This is a genomic window from Atribacterota bacterium, assembly GCA_028717805.1.
Taxonomy (GTDB): domain Bacteria; phylum Atribacterota; class Phoenicimicrobiia; order Phoenicimicrobiales; family Stramentimicrobiaceae; genus Stramentimicrobium.
In genome coordinates, this window is record JAQUNC010000012.1 from 1 (window position 1) to 12,710 (window position 12,710).

The window sequence follows — 12,710 nt, forward strand, 5'->3', positions numbered from 1 at the left end:
TCTACGATCCTTTCTCTATTATTCTATTCTGGTTTTTCGTAATCCCCTCTTTAATATGTGTTAATATGTCTTCTAAAATATAACAGCAAGATAAAATGCCTCCTACTAGAACGGCTGAATAGACATAAGACATGCGAATATGTAGTGCGGGGCTTATCTGTCTAAGTGTTAGGTGAGACAAATAAACTCCATTAATAATCATTACATCAAAAATTAATATAAAAAGGAAAATATCCAGTGCAAATTGTAAACTCTGTTGCAATTTTGGAGGAAGTTTCTTAAAAAAAATATCAACTGTAAAATGTGATTTTCGTTTAATTCCAATTGCTGCTCCTAACAAAACAATCCATATTAGAAGAAATCTAGAGGCTTCTTCTGTCCAGGCAAGTGGAGAATTTAATAGATAGCGAAAGACAACCTGAAGCAGCACTATAACAGAGAGCAACGCTGCTTGCATGGCTATGATTGTTTCAATAATATTAGATTTCCTAAAAGCTTTTAAAATTTTTAAGATTGTTTCAATAATTATCATTTAAATGATTTTTCCTTCTAACATATATTTTCTAAATCAGTAAATACTTTTCGAAATAAAAACTTTTCTTTCTTAAAAAAGTGATTTATATTTTCCTTCCTTTTCATGTTAATGGACTATGTAGCAAGGTTTTATCTAAATTAAATACATCAATTAATGGCTTAAAGGAATAACAAAAAATACAATAATCTGAAATTACTCTACTGACATTACAAAATCGAAAAACTCATTTCCATATTCTTTGACAGCAGTTTCCCACATTGGAGTAACAGCATTCTTGAATTCTTCCTTATCAACCTCAGTAACGGTGGCACCTACTTTTTGTACCGCATCTTTTGCATCAACAGTCAATTTTGCCCAGGATTCACGTCCTGCCTCTATGAAAGCTGGTAATGTTTGCAACAATACTGTCTTATCAGCATCGGATAGTTTTTCCCAGGTTTTGGTGCTAACCAGTAATCCAGTTATATCAATAGTATGCACATCTAAAGCATAATAAGGTGCTCCCTCATAATGTTTCTGAGTATAATAAGCGCCGAAATCGTTCTCAGCCCCATCCAAGACTCCTGTTTGTAGAGCACTATAAACCTCACCGTAAGCCATAGGAACCGCTTTTGCTCCAACCATGTTCACCATATTAATATAGACATCATTTTCCATGACTCTGATTTTTAAATTAGCCAGATCCGCTATGCTATTTACCGGTTTTTTAGTATAGAAGCATCTTCCTCCTCCACATATCCAACCCAAGCTTAAAAAACCGACATTCTGTTCTTCAATATAGGCATTCATTTTGTATGATAATCCAGAATCAAGAACTCTAATAAGATGATCTACATCTTTAAATATATAGGGAAGGCTTAACACATTAATCTGTGGAGCAAAACTACCAAAAGGTCCCAAAGAGGTGGTACAAAAATCTATGGTACCCATCTGCACGCCTTCAATTAATTCTCTTTCGTATCCTAAAACTGCATTGGAATAAACTTCAAGTTTAATTTCCCCATTGCTTGCTTTATCTATTGCTTCTGCCCAGGCAGCGAAGGCTATATGATATGGGTATTCTTCAGTGCTGTCGTCACCAGAACGAAGTACCAGTCTCGGTTCTGCTAAGGCTGATAATGATACTAAAAATACCGCAACTAAACAAATTGATACTACTAATATTGATTTCTTAAAATTAATGTTAGCCATTTATGATATTGCCTCCTTATCGGACTGATATTTTTTAATTTTTAAGTTTAGTTAAACTTATTTTTAAAATACTAATGTTTTTTGTTATTGTAGTTTTTTGTTATTTTTTCAGTCTAAATTATTTTGCTTTTCCTGCTACATAGCCCATTTTAAGAAATACTTTTATTTAATTATAAAAATAGATATTTATTTAAGTATTTTAACCGATTCAATCACCCTCCTTAAAATTATATTTCAAAAATATTCAGGTATGCTATTTTCTATATAATAGAATTAATTTCTATATAATATAAGTTTATTGTATACCAGATGTCTTGGAATGTCAAATTTTACCCTGATAATTTATTGATAATATTAAAAGAATGCCTATTAATTGAGGAAACTTATTATGAACGGATTGATTACTCTTCCTTCTAAGTAAATTTATTCTCCTGATGATATAATGATGATTAGTTAATCAAAATATTGTAAACTGATATATTTTTTACAACTATCCCATAAATAAAGAAAAATTCCTCTCTTTTCCTACTATCTAGCTCTATCAAGATGGGAAAGGTCAAGACCGGTTATAAAATCAAGCACTACCGGAATCCCATCTTTATTCAGCTGCAAGGCTTTTTCCAGGGCAGGCCAAATATCCGAAGGATTGTTTACTCTTTGACCGTAACAATTACAAGCTTCAGCCCATTTTACGAAATCGGGCTGAACTTTAAATGTAGCGATATCGTTACCTTTATACTTTCTCTGGTTGTATTTAACCCAGCCAAAAGCAGAATTGTTCAGGATTACCCAAGTACAACCGGCTCGATATTGTGCTGCAGTGGGTAACTCCTTCATATACATCTGGAATGCTCCGTCCCCAGTGATGCATACCACTTTTTTCTCTGGTTTGGTGAGCTTAGCAGCGATAGCTCCTACCACTCCCATACCCATACAGGTCTGCTCGGCAACGGGTATACTGAAAGATCCTTCTTGAACTTTGTAATAAGGATAGCAATAAGACCAGGTATCCTGGGAACCATTTTCGTTTACCAATATAGTATCATTTCCAAAGACCTTACTCACCTCATGGACAATCCTTTTTGCAGGAATGGGAAGATCTTTTATCTGACACTCCTGCTCTATCTCTTCCTCATATTCTTGCTTATCGCTTATTAATTTTTTGATTCTTGATCTTTCCTTATAAATTAGATCTTCTGTCAACCAATCTTTTATGGTATAAGAAAGCTGCCTTAGCACCAATTTAGCATCTCCTATAATTGCCACATCAGGGAACCAGTTTCTGCCTATTTCAAAAGGTGCTATATCTATCTGGATGAATTTGGCTTTGGGTGGGAAGTCTTCCCAGTCATGAGTTTGAAAACTTTCATTCCTGCTACCCAGGGAGATAAGTAGGTCAGCTTGATTATAGTAGTCCTTGGCTATCTTGGTCCTGTAGATACCGCTTACTCCCAGAGCAAGAGGATGATTTTCACTAAGAATACCCCTGCCTCCCGGAGTGGTTAAAAAGGGTATACCTAATAATTCTATAAACTCTCTAAACTCCTCACTGGCTTGAGAGAGTGTTACACCATGACCGGCTATTATTACCGGTTGGCTGGCTGAAAGCAACAGTTTGGCAGCAGCTTGAATTAATTCCGGATCTCCTGCTGTTTTGATTCTTTTAATTGTTTGGTATTCAACAATTGGCTCTGCTTCAAGTTCAAAACCACTAGCTATCCTGCCTCCTACATCAAGAGGTATTTCTAAAAAGACTGGGCCTGGTTGTCCATTTAGAGCCAGGGAAAAGGCACGATTAAGGTACCAAGGAATCCTTTCCACACCAGGTATTCTGGCACTCCATTTAGTAATTGGCTCCATCATCCTTCTCTGATCACATTCTTGAAATTCTCCCATACCCTCTGTCTTTTGATTGACCGAGGGGGCAAAAATAAGCAGGGGTACACATCCTGAATATGCCTCCAGCACACCTGGTATTAGATTGGCCACTCCGGGACCCGAACTGGCACTGCATACTCCCGGTTTACCGGTTAAGCGAGAATAAGCCATAGCCATAAAAGGAGCAGAGCCTTCATACCTTAAATTAATGCCCTTAAGACCTTTTGTTTGATGGGAATACCAGTGTAAGTCAGTATCCCCTATACCATAAACATGTTCAACGCCCTGCTCCTTGATTATATTAGTAACCAGTTCCCAAGATTTCATGTTTAACATCCTCCATTTTGTATTTCATTTTAACCAGCAAAAAACAAACCCGCACGCTAGCCGGTGACTTAAAACCCTTTAAATGTGGCCAATTTTTACTTTTTATTAACTAATTTTTCTATGTTCACTTCATTTCTTAACTAGCATTATAGTTAATCTGTGAAGAAAATTTCACCACTTACTTCGGGATTCATTCAAAAATATCAAGTTTGGGTACATTTTAATCCTTATGGCTCAGTCATTTTATTCAAGCAAGATTCTTCTCAATGATGTTCTTCCCATATTTACTCAATATCTGATTTCTTCCTAAAATTATTAATCCATTTTCTGATTTTGTTTATTCATTATCTAAAATTTAAAAATATAATGGCAAGTAATTCTAATTTTATAAGATTTATCCAATCTTATCAAATATTCAATCCGTTTAAAGTTTTCATAGTCATTTCTGTAGCAGCATCCTGTTCAGGTAAAGGAAGTATTTCTGCTGAAATATGGTCATGATATTCTATGTCTTTCAATGTTAGTACTATTTCAGAAAAATCAAGATGACCGAAACCTGGTGCCCAACGATTACTGTCCGCAACATGAATATGGGTAATATATTTTTTAGCTTGTGTTAAACTTTTAATAGCGAGGATCTCTGACTGCCAATTCAACCCCATCAAAACCAAGTTGAGCAATTTTTTTAATATTTTTCTCCAAATCCTCTTGAAAGGCCAGAGCTGAAAATTTAGTCTGTTGTGTGGAGACAACAATGCTTTTTTTCATAATCCAATCCTCCAGGGTATATTAACAATTGATATTATGCAAAATAATATATCCAATTTCCTATTCTATTTAAAATAATATTGAATTGACTTAATCCAACGACTATCTAATCTACTCATTAAATATCCATGCAAATCAGTATGAGATTGCTTCGTTGCTGCGCTCCTCGCAACGACAAAAAAGAGTTCGTAATACTCAATATACACGACTGAATATTATAGACTATTTATCTGTCCAATATAGGGTAATTCAAAGACTGATTTCCAGCCTTTACTCATAGGTTCTCTCAAGAATGGTTCTATATCTTTGGGATCTCTTAAGCTAATCTTTTCCACTGGTGGCAATTTGCCAGCTGGATAGTTTTCTAAAATTTCATCATGTACCAGAGTTAGGTATTTCAAAATTGCCGCTACAGGTCTTTTGGCTTTCTCAGCAGTTGCTCTGGTTGGTTTACCTACTACACCTTCGGGAACAGCTGCTCTTTCGATAGCAGAATGGCCTTCTCCCTGTTGCCACTGCTGCGGACGACGATAGGGATCAACAGAGGTATCAAAATGTCCACCAGGTAATAAAGATTCTCCCTCGGTATCAACAGCATACTTCATATCTAACATATCCGGAAAGAGTAATAATCCCACAGAGGCTTCCGCTTCATCAGCATGAATGAAGTCAGTGGATAAACTATCTTTCCTTTTAATCGGGATAAAGAATTCTCTGATTGCTCGATGCCAATCAATCACCCGATAAATACCTGGCAATTGATAGCGCTTACAAAATTCCTGCAAAGCTGATTCTAATACCCATAATTGTCCATGATTGTTAATCCAGATTTGTTTTCTAAGGCCATCATTCCAGAGTCCTAACATAACATTAATCATGGTCTCTCGAACTACATCTTCAGGCATAATGATAGTACCAGCCATACCGCAATGATGATAGGGATGGGCACCATAATTTAAGGGAGTAAAGGCTAAACTTACCGGTTTCCCCTTCTTTTTGGTATACCTCCTGAGAGCCTCACAGATTTGAGTTACCATGAAGGTATCCAGACCAGAATTTGCATAATCACCATGACATTCGGTGCATCCTACCGGAACAAGGACAATGTCATTCTTTCTCCGCTCCTCCATAACATGCTTTCTGGGTGTATTTTGAATATAACTTCCTGCTTTCCCCAATTCCGATGGAGAAGGAATGTCATAATCCTTTAAAATTTTCTCAATTTCACTCATAGGTGCATCAAAGATCTCTTTCTTCAACTGACCTACATTGTTATTTTCAAAGAAAATATTGGGATATTCTGTTGTTAACCATTGATTTTCCATATTTTTCTCCTTAATATATATTTAGTTGACTTTTTTCACAAAAATATCAGATTACAACTAATCAAATATACAGGTAATCTTGGCTTCCTCTCTAGAGGTCCTGAGCATTATTATATGTTCTGGAACTTCTTCTAATTTTATCCTTTTAGTAATAATGGGGATCATATTCATCCCGGTAGCCATTGAACTAATTACTCTGGGGAATGTCCCGTGACCTGAATGTCCCTGGGAACCGACAATTTCTGCTCTCCTAACCTGAAATACCTCTCCGGTTAAAGGAATTTTCTTATCAGCCCGGGCTACAATAACTACGGTGCTGTTAACCATCTTTCCTTCCCAGATGCATTCTTCTATTCCTGGCCATACTTTATCCGGCAATCCAGTGGCCTCTAAATAAAGTTTGGCACCCAATCCTCCGGTAATCTCTAAAACACTCTGAGCAAAGTTCTCTCCTATCGGATTAATAATAAAGTCAGCACCCATCATTTTGGCTATCTTAGCCCTATCTACAGAAGGCTCTGAGAGAATTACCCTGGCTGCACCAGCTCTCTTTAATATCGCTACAGCGGCAAGTCCAATTGGTCCTCCACCCAGAATAACCACATTATCTCCCGGTCTGATTCCCCCACCTCTTTCGATTACTGCATTATAGGCTACTGAGGTAGGCTCTGTTAAACTACCTGCCAGGAATAAATCATCCCCTTGGTGCACTTCCCTGAGTTCTTCCAGGCTCCAGGTATACTTAGCATCAACTTTTACATATTCGGCAAAGGCACCATCAATGCTAAACCCAATTTCCTGTAATTTCTCACAATGATTGGGATACCCATCAACACAGGGCCGGCAGGTTCCACACCAGAACATCTCTTCTGCAGTTACTGCTTCCCCTTCTTCATATCTCTTACCGGTTCGTTTATTAAAGGCATTTTCTCCAGCTTTCACTACAATACCGGAAAACTCATGACCTAAAACAGCAGGAAAAGCTGTTAAACCAGGATACCAGATATAGCCATCTTCATCCAGTTGCGCCATATGCACATCGCTACCACAGATACCACAGGCTTTTACCTTGATTAGCACATCGGTTGGTCCAATTTCAGGAATATCTTTTTCCACAATCTTAAGTTGTGGGTTACGCCATACTTTACTACCCAAGTATGTTAATTTCCCTTCTATATCCTTGGAACCAATCTTAAAATCGGGCTTTGGATCCCAGGTTGCTTCCAGTACTACTGTTTTCATTTTTTTTGCCATTTTTCTTATCTCCTTTACTTCTGAAATTATTTTAGTCTATTTCTCGACATGATTTTCTTTTAATTAATTCTGGTTTTATAAGTATATTAGGATGATTCGCTTTGCGCTCTATTCTTTCTAATAGTTTGATAATTGCTAATGAGCCCATTTCTACCATAGGCTGTCGAATTGTAGTCAGAGGTAGTGATAGGTAAGATGCTAACTTAATATCATCAAATCCGACAATGGAAAAATCAGAAGGGACTTCGAAATTATGCTCACGAATTGCTTCTATGGCACCTACTGCCAGTAAATCATTGGCAGTAAATACTGCAGTAGGGGGAACTTCTAATTGCAAGAATTGTTTCATTACCTGATAACCACCTTTAATTCTAAAATCACCTTCCCCTAGGTAAAATCTTTGAAAAGGAATGCCATATTTCTGTAGCGCTTTTTGGTATCCCTTGATTCTATCCAAGGCAGCTGTAGTATTATAAGGTCCAGCAATATGAGCTATTTTTTGATGCCCCAAGCTGATTAAATACTCTGTAGCGAGATATCCTCCGGCAATATCATCAATAGAAATTGAATTTTCTTGCACTCCTTTAATATTACGAGAAAGAAGTATATAAGGACACCTAGTCCGTCCTAACTCTATAATGCTTTTATCTCTGATTTTAGCAGTTGCCATAATTACACCTTCTACACATTTTTCTGTTAGTAATCTTAAATAGTTAGCTTCTTTTTCCAAACAATCATCAGTATTACATAGAATCACATTATAACCATACTTATTAGCAGTATCCTCCACGCCTCTGGCCAAACCAGCAAAAAAGGGATTGGAAATATCAGGAATCAACATAGCTAACGTCTGGATCTTCTTAGTTTTGAGACCCCTGGCTAAGGCATTAGGAGTATAATTCAAATCTTCGATCGTAGAAAAAACCTTCTTTGCAGTCTTTTCACTGATATTAGGATTACCATTGATCACCCGGGACACTGTGGAAGGATGAACTCCCACTGCTTTGGCAATATCTTTCATTGTAGTTCTCATGGTAAAAATCTTCCTGAAATGATTTTAAAGATATTCAATAGGACCAATTATGGTCAGCAATAGTAATGAATTCTTTTTTCGACAATGATTCTTTGGCAGCATATCCCATGACCACCGCCATCTTGCCGTCAAATCCACTTACAGAAGGTTCTTTATCTTCTTTAATACATTGAATGAAATGTTTCATTTCATCAATATAGGATTCGTTGTATCTCTCTAAAAAGAAATATACCGGCTTATCGCTTTTGATATCCTCGACACCACTCACAAAAACTTCAGTTGGTTTTTTATTCCCCACCTGAATACAGCCTTGGGAACCAAATACCTCTATTCGCTGATCATAACCATAAACGGCTTGTCTACTGTTGTCAATGGTTCCCCAAGCACCATTTCTATATTGAAAAGTGACCAGGGCAGTATCGATATCATTATATTTACCTATCTCCGGATTTACCAGAGTGCTTCCCACTGCTATAAGCTCTTTTACCTCATCATCCAGAAGAAAACGTATCATATCAAAATCATGAATCATCATATCCAGGAAAATGCCGCCTGACACTTTAATGTATTCTATGGGAGGAGGGGCAGGATCGCGACTGGTAATCCTAACAATATGTGGACTACCAATCTTGCCTTCTTTCACCAGGTCTTTAGCCTTCCTAAAGCTGGGATCAAAACGCCTATTAAAACCAATTTGTAGTTTCATCCCTGCTCTCTTTACCTCTACCAATGCTTTATCAATTTGATCTATATCAAGGGCAATCGGTTTTTCACAAAAGATATTTTTCCCTGCCTGCGCCGCCTCAGTGATTATTTGAGCATGGGTATCCGTTGAGGAACAGATGATTACGGCATCGATATCCTTATTATCTAATAACATACGATAGTCACCAGTAACTACTGGTATCCCTAACTGGGAGGCAATTTCCTGTGCACTCTTTTCCAATACATCAGCAACTGCGAATAACCTTGTTCCTGGAACCCGGTATTTCAAATTCATTGCGTGCAACCTGCCAATTCTACCTGCACCAATTAATCCAATATTAACTTTTTCCATACCTCTACTACCTCCTTTTTAATGCTGTCTGCTTCATTTTTTCTTGCTATTCCTTTAAACGATTCATTGTTGAATATAATGCAATCGATAGATGCATTTTTTCTTTTATTGTTAAAATCTGAATTCCCTCACTGTTTGAAACATCGCTATCAGGTTTTCAATGGGAACTTTAGATTGAATATTATGAATGGTGTTAAAGACAAAGCCTCCGCCCTTTCCAAATATCTGGCAGCGCTCGGTGACTTCTTCTTTTACCTCTTCAGGTGTTCCAAAGGGAAGTGTTCTCTGGGTATCTATTCCACCTCCCCAGAAGACTAACTGTTCTCCATACTTTTCCTTCAACCTTTTGGAATCCATATCCTTTGCGGAGGTCTGAACAGGGTTTAAAATATCTACTCCTGCTGCTATAAAATCATCTAAAAATGCAGCAATGGATCCACAACTATGATAGAAAGTCTTCCAGGATGTGTTTTTGTGTATCCAGTCATTGATTCTCTTATGAAAGGGTTTGTAAAATTCACGGTACATATCAGGAGAAATAAAAGGGCTGTTCTGGGTTCCAAAATCGGTGCCACTGACATAAATGACGTCAATTTTATTACCAACTGCTTCATGGGCAAGTTGCAGGTTTTTCAGTGCTATTTCACATTGCAGTTCAAAGATTCCCTTGATATAATCGGGATATTCAATATGAGCCATAATCCATTTTTCTGGATCTCTGATACCTTTGGGATGTTTTACAGCCGGGCCTGGTACCTGAGAGATATCTCCAAAACTGGCATCAACAAATTCTCCAACGATGCAAAGATTGCTATTCTGATATAGGTTTTCAGCTTTCTTTTCTAAATACCGGAGTGTTTCTTCCGAAAAAATGGAGAATTGCTGATTAACCCAATCCTCAGGATTCAGATTTTGCTCATCAATCGATTCCTGACGAACTAAGAGATCAAAATAATAGCCGTCTTTGGGCATCTTTGCAACAGGAGCCACTGAGGTTTCTCCCTGGGGATAGAGAAACACATTTCCATCCTGATCATGTTCGGTGGTAAATTTTCCCGGAACCATAATCCTCGTACCATCCGAGAGGATCCATGGTTTCCAATTTTCGTTTTTAAATCCAAATGCATTGGTAGGAAGCCATAGACCGATAATATCAATCCCTAATTTCTCAATTACTTCCATTTCAACCTCTGCCAGCATCTGAAAGGGATCTACAACTCTGACTGTTTCAGCCCTCAGATTCAATGCTTGCCTTAGTTTTACGTAAGTACTAGCCTGAATACCGGTTACCAATGTGGAACCTAAGTCAATAGGAATACGATCCGTTTCCTGATGGTTAAGTGCCTTTCTTACCCGTTCTCGAGAATTCATTCAACTATCTCCTAAAAATAAAAAATAATTGCGAATTTTAAGAAAAATTCATGCTTTTTCCTCTTGTTCCATCTTCCCAGAAGCAATAATTTCGATAATATCTTCCGGACTGGAATCTTTTTTATAAACCTCTCCAATTTTAATCCCTTTATCCAGCATAACAAATCTTTCCGCAACAGGATATACATGGTACACATTATGTGTGATGAAGATGACTGAAATTCCTGACTCTCTAGTATTCTCCACCTGCCTCAATACTTCCCTGGTCTCCCTGACTGATAAAGCAACAAGCGGCTCGTCAAGAATCAGAAGTTTGACCTTGAAATGCATCGCTCTCCCAATAGAAATAGCCTGTCTTTCTCCACCAGACAAAATGGAAACAAACTCATCTGCCGATCTTACTCTAACTCCTAATCCAGTAACCGCTTTGTGGCATTCTGTATCCATTTTTTCCCGATCAAGCAAACAAATAGGACCTATTCTTTTGATTGGCTCCCGACCTAAAAAGAAATTCCTGGAAATACTCATGATATCTACCAAAGACATGGCCTGATGAACGGTTTCAATCCCTATTGTCCTGGCATCTTTGGGAGAAGAAAAATTTACCTTCTTACCTTCAAAATAAATTTCACCTTTATCAGGAGGAAAAACTCCGGCCAGAATTTTGATTAGAGTAGACTTACCTGCTCCGTTATCTCCTAACAAACCCAATACTTCCCCTTTATGGATTTCGAGATCTACCTTTTTCAAAGCCTGAAATGCTTTATAATATTTTTCAATTGCTACCATCTTTGCTAAGGGAGTAACTTCCTTCATAGAACAAGATCCTCCTTTACCGTCTATCATCGCAAACTCAAAATGATCAAAGAAAGCATTTTTAACATGATGATTTTGCATATCACTCACTTACATGTCCAAATGCCTTAATTTCAGATTAATAGTCGCAGCGATGATTAAAATGGCACCTACAAATGCCTGATACCAATAGGCAGGAGCACCCATCATGACCAGACCAGTTCTCATCATTCCCATTAAAAATGCTCCAAAGAATACCCCGATAATTGTTCCATAGCCTCCAGTTAAAAAAGTGCCTCCAATAACAGCAGAGGCAATAGCCTCCAATTCCATTCCTGTTCCGAAAGATGCATTTGCCAAATTAAATCTACTGATTACAATGCAACCAGATAATGCCGCCATCAGAGCAGAACACATAAAATTAATTAGTTTTACTTTATCAGTATTCACTCCCATTGCTCTGGCAACAACACGATTCCCACCGGTCGCAAATACCCAGTTACCGTAACGTGTTTTGGTGAGCACGATTGAAAAAATCAGAGTCAGTGCAAGGAACCAGATGTGAGAAGGCCGAAAACCAAAAGCTATAAAGCGAGTTAACATAGTTGGCATAATAGAATCGCTGGAATAGCTAACTGATTCACCACCGGTTAATGCTAAAAGTGATCCTCTCAACAGTAATTGCATACCTAAAGTAGCAATAAAAGAGGGAATCCGCATGCGCAAAGTGATTAGTCCGTTGCAAATTCCAATCAAAGCTGCTATTGCCAGAGTTAACACAAAGGATAATGGTGAATTATATTGATTAGCCAGGGTCACAAAGAGAAAGCCTGAAAAAGCGTAAATGCTACTCACCGAGAGGTCAAATTCTCCGGAAATCATTAAAAACGCCACACCAATAGCCATGATTCCTAATTCTGAAACAATAGTAAGAATTCCAGTTACATTCCGCAAGGATAAAAAATTTGACGAAAAAACTGAAAAAATAATTAATAAAACTAGGAAGGCAAGCATCACTCCGAATTCAGGTAATCTACGTATCTGAGAGAAATTAAAAGTTTGACCTTGGATTTTAACCCCTTCTTCACTCTTTATTTTTTTTATCAACTCTTCCTCCCACTAAAGCTTCCCTAATAGTCTTTTTTGTATTTGTCATACTTAGCCTATTGGGTGGCA

12 protein-coding genes are annotated in these 12,710 nt (G+C 37.5%); all 12 read right to left on the bottom strand.

Features of this window, described 5'->3' with window-relative positions; all coding sequences use genetic code 11:
* Position 1: 1 nt before the first annotated feature.
* The 12 genes from PHD84_04030 to PHD84_04085 all read right to left on the bottom strand — a co-directional run bounded on the left by PHD84_04030 (position 2) and on the right by PHD84_04085 (position 12,641).
* Positions 2 to 532, bottom strand: a complete 531-nt coding sequence (locus PHD84_04030; protein ID MDD5636975.1) for a TRAP transporter small permease — start codon at positions 530 to 532, stop codon at positions 2 to 4.
* A gap of 195 nt (positions 533 to 727) precedes the next feature.
* Positions 728 to 1,726 (bottom strand): TRAP transporter substrate-binding protein, encoded by a 999-nt coding sequence (locus PHD84_04035; protein MDD5636976.1) that lies wholly within the window; start codon positions 1,724 to 1,726, stop codon positions 728 to 730.
* A gap of 528 nt (positions 1,727 to 2,254) precedes the next feature.
* The gene (locus PHD84_04040; protein ID MDD5636977.1) at positions 2,255 to 3,931 is read right to left on the bottom strand and encodes a thiamine pyrophosphate-binding protein; all 1,677 of its coding nucleotides are present in this window, start codon (positions 3,929 to 3,931) and stop codon (positions 2,255 to 2,257) included.
* Positions 3,932 to 4,338: 407 nt separating this feature from the next.
* On the bottom strand, positions 4,339 to 4,587 hold the full coding sequence (locus PHD84_04045) for a hypothetical protein (protein MDD5636978.1): 249 nt from the start codon (positions 4,585 to 4,587) through the stop codon (positions 4,339 to 4,341).
* The gene (locus PHD84_04050; protein MDD5636979.1) at positions 4,556 to 4,699 is read right to left on the bottom strand and encodes a hypothetical protein; all 144 of its coding nucleotides are present in this window, start codon (positions 4,697 to 4,699) and stop codon (positions 4,556 to 4,558) included. Before PHD84_04050 ends, PHD84_04045 begins: the two co-directional genes overlap by 32 nt.
* Before the next feature lie 215 nt (positions 4,700 to 4,914).
* Positions 4,915 to 6,024 (bottom strand): 3-dehydro-scyllo-inosose hydrolase, encoded by a 1,110-nt coding sequence (gene iolN, locus PHD84_04055; GenBank protein MDD5636980.1) that lies wholly within the window; start codon positions 6,022 to 6,024, stop codon positions 4,915 to 4,917.
* A gap of 57 nt (positions 6,025 to 6,081) precedes the next feature.
* Positions 6,082 to 7,278, bottom strand: coding sequence for a scyllo-inosose 3-dehydrogenase (iolM, locus tag PHD84_04060; GenBank protein ID MDD5636981.1), 1,197 nt, complete (start codon positions 7,276 to 7,278; stop codon positions 6,082 to 6,084).
* 31 nt (positions 7,279 to 7,309) lie between these two features.
* Complete coding sequence (locus PHD84_04065) at positions 7,310 to 8,311, bottom strand: LacI family DNA-binding transcriptional regulator (GenBank protein MDD5636982.1); 1,002 nt, start codon at positions 8,309 to 8,311, stop codon at positions 7,310 to 7,312.
* Between the two features lie 34 nt (positions 8,312 to 8,345).
* Positions 8,346 to 9,368, bottom strand: coding sequence for an inositol 2-dehydrogenase (gene iolG / locus PHD84_04070; GenBank protein MDD5636983.1), 1,023 nt, complete (start codon positions 9,366 to 9,368; stop codon positions 8,346 to 8,348).
* A 111-nt stretch (positions 9,369 to 9,479) separates the two neighbouring features.
* A complete protein-coding gene (locus PHD84_04075; GenBank protein ID MDD5636984.1) occupies positions 9,480 to 10,739 on the bottom strand; it encodes a uroporphyrinogen decarboxylase family protein in 1,260 nt (419 codons plus the stop codon).
* Between the two features lie 48 nt (positions 10,740 to 10,787).
* Positions 10,788 to 11,555 (bottom strand): ATP-binding cassette domain-containing protein, encoded by a 768-nt coding sequence (locus tag PHD84_04080; protein MDD5636985.1) that lies wholly within the window; start codon positions 11,553 to 11,555, stop codon positions 10,788 to 10,790.
* A gap of 90 nt (positions 11,556 to 11,645) precedes the next feature.
* On the bottom strand, positions 11,646 to 12,641 hold the full coding sequence (locus tag PHD84_04085) for an ABC transporter permease (protein ID MDD5636986.1): 996 nt from the start codon (positions 12,639 to 12,641) through the stop codon (positions 11,646 to 11,648).
* Between the last annotated feature and the right edge of the window lie 69 nt (positions 12,642 to 12,710).

Coding starts and splice junctions, on each gene's coding strand:
- PHD84_04075 (MDD5636984.1), bottom strand. CDS start 10,739: ATGAATTCTCGAGAACGGGTAAGAAAGGCACTTAACCATCAGGAAACG.
- PHD84_04080 (MDD5636985.1), bottom strand. CDS start 11,555: ATGAAGGAAGTTACTCCCTTAGCAAAGATGGTAGCAATTGAAAAATAT.
- PHD84_04065 (MDD5636982.1), bottom strand. CDS start 8,311: ATGAGAACTACAATGAAAGATATTGCCAAAGCAGTGGGAGTTCATCCT.
- iolG (MDD5636983.1), bottom strand. CDS start 9,368: ATGGAAAAAGTTAATATTGGATTAATTGGTGCAGGTAGAATTGGCAGG.
- PHD84_04035 (MDD5636976.1), bottom strand. CDS start 1,726: ATGGCTAACATTAATTTTAAGAAATCAATATTAGTAGTATCAATTTGT.
- PHD84_04050 (MDD5636979.1), bottom strand. CDS start 4,699: ATGAAAAAAAGCATTGTTGTCTCCACACAACAGACTAAATTTTCAGCT.
- iolN (MDD5636980.1), bottom strand. CDS start 6,024: ATGGAAAATCAATGGTTAACAACAGAATATCCCAATATTTTCTTTGAA.
- PHD84_04030 (MDD5636975.1), bottom strand. CDS start 532: ATGATAATTATTGAAACAATCTTAAAAATTTTAAAAGCTTTTAGGAAA.
- PHD84_04040 (MDD5636977.1), bottom strand. CDS start 3,931: ATGAAATCTTGGGAACTGGTTACTAATATAATCAAGGAGCAGGGCGTT.
- iolM (MDD5636981.1), bottom strand. CDS start 7,278: ATGGCAAAAAAAATGAAAACAGTAGTACTGGAAGCAACCTGGGATCCA.